Annotated in this window: 2 protein-coding genes; both read right to left on the reverse strand. The window is 69.8% G+C overall.

Annotation, left to right across the window (positions count from 1 at the left end; translation table 11 throughout):
- A partial coding sequence (locus CCR97_RS16690; protein WP_201159676.1) for a two-partner secretion domain-containing protein occupies positions 1 to 3638 on the reverse strand: 3638 nt, incomplete at its 3' end.
- Between the two features lie 238 nt (positions 3639 to 3876).
- The coding region (locus CCR97_RS16695; RefSeq protein ID WP_207199492.1) for a caspase family protein at positions 3877 to 4675 on the reverse strand (799 nt) is incomplete at its 5' end.

A 4675-nucleotide genomic window follows, 5' to 3' on the forward strand; every position in this document is an offset into this window, starting at 1 on the left:
GCGGCAACGGCGCGGCCGCCGCGTCCCCCGTCGCCCGCGCCGTTGCCGCCGGTCGGCGGGGCGGGCGGCGTGATGTTGGTCTGGTTCGGATCGGGCGGACCGAGGATCGTGTTGCTCGGATTGAGCGACACCAGGCTGACGAGCAGGCCGGGGTCGTAGATCTGGGGCGGCGTCGGGTCGGTGCCGGGATCGGGACCAGGGTTGTAGGTCGGGCCGCCGAAGATGAACGGATAGGACCGGCCCGGAACCGAGCTCCACACGTCCGGGTCGAAGCCGGCCGGCAGGCCGGAGGTGAGCTGCGCCGTAGTCAGCCCGGTGCCGGCTGCGCTGCCGCTCTGGCCGCTGGTCTGGGTGTCCCAGTAGGAGGCGACCACCGTGCCGGTGACGGTCTCGGGCGTGGGGGTGTCGCCGTAGACGAGGGCGCTGTTGGCGCCGATCAGGCCGCCCGCGATGCCACCCGAACCGGTCGTCACGGCGCCGGTCGCGTAGGTCTGTTCGACATAGCCGGCGTTCACGCCGATCAGGCCGCCGGCGATCGCCGTGCCGGTCCCGGTGACGGCGCCTGTCGCGTAGGACTGATAGACGATGGCACCGCCGTCGTAATAGTTCGGCACGTTGGCGCCGATCAGCCCGCCAATCGCGGTGCCGCTGTCGCCCGACACGGCCCCGCTGGAGAAGGACTGCAGGACGGCGCCGGCGTCGTTGAAGCCGACGAGGCCGCCGGCCGTGCCGCCGGTGCCGGTGGTCGCGGCAGTTCCGCTGGCGGACACTCGGTAAAGCACGCCGTCGGTGTGGTTCAGGCCGACGGCACCACCGACATCGCTTCCGGTTCCGCCCGACACGCCGCCGGAGGCGGTCGAGAACGCGAGCAGCCCAAAATTCTCGCCGATCAGCCCACCGACGGAGCTGTCGGCGCCGCCGATGGCGGAGCCGACGGCCGAGGAGGAGACGACCGCACCGTAGTTCTCGCCGACCAGGCCGCCGACGATCGAGTTGGCACCGGCCGAGACGTTGCCCGTGGCGGTCGATCCGTAGATGGTCCCGGCCCCGCCGTAGGGGAATGCGCTGTAATAGGCGTCGTAGTAGCTGTAGAAGTAGCTGTAGTAGGAGCCGTAATACGGGCTGTAGCTGAAGTAATAGGAGTCGTCGGCATTGTAGCCGACCAGTCCGCCGACTGTGGAGTGGTAGCCGCCGGTGACGTCGCCTGCGGCGCCGCTGTAGAGGATCGAGCCCTCGTTCTTGCCGACGAGACCGCCATAGATGCCGTAGGACGCATTCGGTCCTGCCGTGACGTTGCCGAAGGCGAACGAGGCGTAGATGTCGCCCGTGCCGCCATTGACGCCAACAAGGCCGCCGATGGTAGCCTCGCCATCGGTCGTTACGTCAACATCGGCGACAGCGCCGGCGATCAAGCCGAAGTTCCTGCCAACGAGGCCACCGGCCCGGACGCCGTTAAACGCGCCGCCGTCGACCTTGCCGGTCACCAGCACGTTCTCGATCACGCCGTAGTTCGTGCCCGCCAGAACGCCGACTGCGCTCTCGTGAGATCCGGCTCGGATCTCGGCCTCTGCCACGATCAAGTTGCGGACGATGCCGTCGGACTCGATGCTGTAGAACAGGCCTCTGCTCGTCGTGTACTTTCCGAGATTGGAGATCGTCCGGTTCGCGCCGATGCCGCCCCAGCCGTCGAGAATTCCATCGAAGTTCACCGAGACGCCCGCGAAGTAGGTCGCGTCGATATCTCGGCCCAGCGCGTAAGTGCCGGAGGGGTTGCTGGCGATCGCGGCCAGATTGGCGACGCTGTTCACCAGCATGTAGCTGGTGACGGTTCCGCCGCCGCTGACCATCACGTTCGAAAACGACTCGGGCGAGGTGTAACTGCTCGGGTTGTAATAGATCGAGACTGTCCCCCCAGCCGTGAAGCTGATCACGGCGGGCAATTGGATGGCATTCGGGTTCTGTGTGTCGGGGGGCACAAACACGACCGTTCCTGTGCCCGTTCCAGTATTGTCGGCGCGCAGCACGAGGTGCCCGCCGCCCGAGTTCGAGATCACGACACCCGGCTCGAGCACGATATTTCGGTAGGCGCTGAGTGTCAGCCTCGCGTTGCTGCTCCAGGCGATGTTCGTCGCGACCGTGATGTCGCCATAACCGCCGGTTCCGCTCTGTGTCGTCTCCTGAATCACATTCGTGCCGGCGTTCAGGGCCGTGACGATGGCGCCGACATTGTTGGTGTCGATGATCAGATCGTCCGGATCCAGCAGCCACGTGCCGCCCTGGCCGGCGTTGATGGAGGCGCCGGCGAAGTTCAGGGTATTGCCCGAGGTCTCGATGAAGCCGCCGGCCGTCGTGCCGGTCGCCGAGATCGTGCCGGCGACCGTGGTCGTGCCTTCCGACCACACCACGATGTTGCCGCCCGCGCCCGCCGTGCCGTCGGCCCGGATGGTCGCGCCGCTCTCGACCGTCACCCGGTCGGCGTTGCGCACCGGCGTGTCGGAATACGTGATCGTGCCGCGGCCGCCGGCGCGGTCGCCGCCGACCAGCACGGTGCCGCCGGCCGTGCCCGAAGCGTCGAGCAGGGCGCCGGCCGCGAGCGTCACGGTGCCGCCCGTCACCACGATGCGGCCGCCCGCCGCGCCGTCGCCGGTCGCGTCGAGGTGGCCGGCGATCGACACGGCGTCGGCCTCGATCAGGATGTCGCCGCCCCGGCTGGTCGAGGTGGTGACGCCGGCCGTCGTCGTGGTCGTCGGGGCGCGGCGCGCCACCATGCGCTGGGTCGCCGTGACGGTGCCGCCCTGGGCGGTGAGGAAGATGCGGCCGCCCTTGCTGGCGATGCCGGTCGCCTTGATGACGCCGTCGGTGTTGCCGGCGAGCGCGTAGACGTTGCCGCCGTTGGCGCGCAGCTCGACGTCGGCGGCCCGGATGGTGCCGCGGTTGATCACCTTGCCGTCGCCGCCCGGCGCCCGGACATGGACCTTGCCGTTGCCGAGGCTGCCGTCGGAGAGCACCACCTCGCGGCCCGAGGCCATGGCGGCGGTGCCCTGCGGCGCCTCGATGACGCCGTCGTTCTGCACGGTGCGGGCGATCAGCACGACGTCGCCCGTCGACGAGCCGATGCGCCCGAGATTGACCACGGCCGCCGTCGACGTCCCGTCGAACGTCATCGTGCCGCGCGCCAGGAACTCCGAGTCCTTCACGTCGAGCGTCGAGGCGACGAAGCTGCCGCCGGTCTGCACGACGCCGTTCGGGCCGACCGCGATGCCGGCCGGGTTCACGAGGAACACGCTGCCGGTGCCGGTCAGCAGGCCGTCGATCGAGGAGGGGACGTTGCCGGTGACGCGGTTGAGCGTGGCGCCGGAGCCGTTGTTGAAGTTCACCGTGCCGCCGGTGCCGATCGAGAAGGTCGACCAGTGGACGATGCCGGTCGGGCTCGTCTGGTTGATGACGAGGGTGGAGCCGTTCGGCTGGGTGATGCCGACCGTGCCGCTGGTGACGGTGCCGCCGGTCGGCAGCGCCTGCGCGTGTGCCCGGTCGGGCGTGCCGACGGCGGCGAGCAGCGCGACGCCGAAAAGCGCGGCTTCGATCAGCGCGACGCCGAGCAGCGCGTGGAACGGGCCTAGGCGGAGGCGTCGGCTCATGCGGTCTTCCTGACGTCCATGGTCGGCGGTGAGGGCGCCCGCCCCGGCCTCCCCGGGCACCCTGCGGTCCGGGAAAGTAGCAGACACGACTTTGGCGGAACAAGGAAACGGGTGAAGAACTGGTTAACGCCCCGCGCGAATCCCCCGCCGCGTGACGGAATTGCCGCATCGTTGCTGCACTGCAACGGTTCGGCACGCCATGCGGGTATGTCGACGCCTGAAACGGCCGAAATCGTCGTCAACGGGCCAGCACCACGTCGCCCATCAGCGAGGAATGGTCCCACGGCAGCTGGCGGTGCCGGGTCGCTTGGTAGACGTCGGCGCGCACCCGCTTCATCAGCGCCCCGATCTCCAGCCCGGGGGTGGCGATGTGCTTGAGGAGGGCGGCCGTGAACGGGCTGTTGCGGCCCTCGCCGTCGAGGGCGACGTTCTTGGGCTGGGTGGCGTAGACGATCATGGTGCCGACGGCGCTCTGGATGGCGGCGAGGCCGGAGCCGACCGAGGTCGAGCGGGTGCCGAGCGAGGCGGCGAGCGAGCGCGCCAAGGGGTTGTCGCGGCAGGCGTCGAGGAAGACGAGGTTGACGCGGCGCTCGCTCTCCATCTGGGCCAGCACGTCGTCGATCGTGATGGTGTCGAGCGCGAGGTCGCCGGGCCGCTCCAGCTTGGCGTCGATCGGCACCAGGTAGTTCTTGTCGGCGACCTGCAGGCCGTGTCCCGCGTAGAAGAACAGGGCGAGGTCGGCGTGGTCGAGCTTCTTGCCGAACTCGCGGATCTTGGTCTCCATCGCGTGCTTGCCGAGGTCGACGCCCTCGACCACGTCGAAGCCAAGACCGCGCAGCGAACGGGCGAGGTCGCGCGCGTCGTTGCCCGGGTTGGGCAGCGGCGTCGCGTGGACATAGGCGCCGTTGCCGACCACCAGCGCCACCCGGGTGCCACGGCCGACCGGCGGCTCGGCGGCGGCCGGCGGCGGCTGCGGCGCGGGCGCGATCGCGACGGCACCGGACGGCGCCGGAGCCGGGGTCACGGTCGGGGCGGGC

Source organism: Rhodoplanes elegans (assembly GCF_016653355.1).
Lineage (GTDB): Bacteria > Pseudomonadota > Alphaproteobacteria > Rhizobiales > Xanthobacteraceae > Rhodoplanes > Rhodoplanes elegans.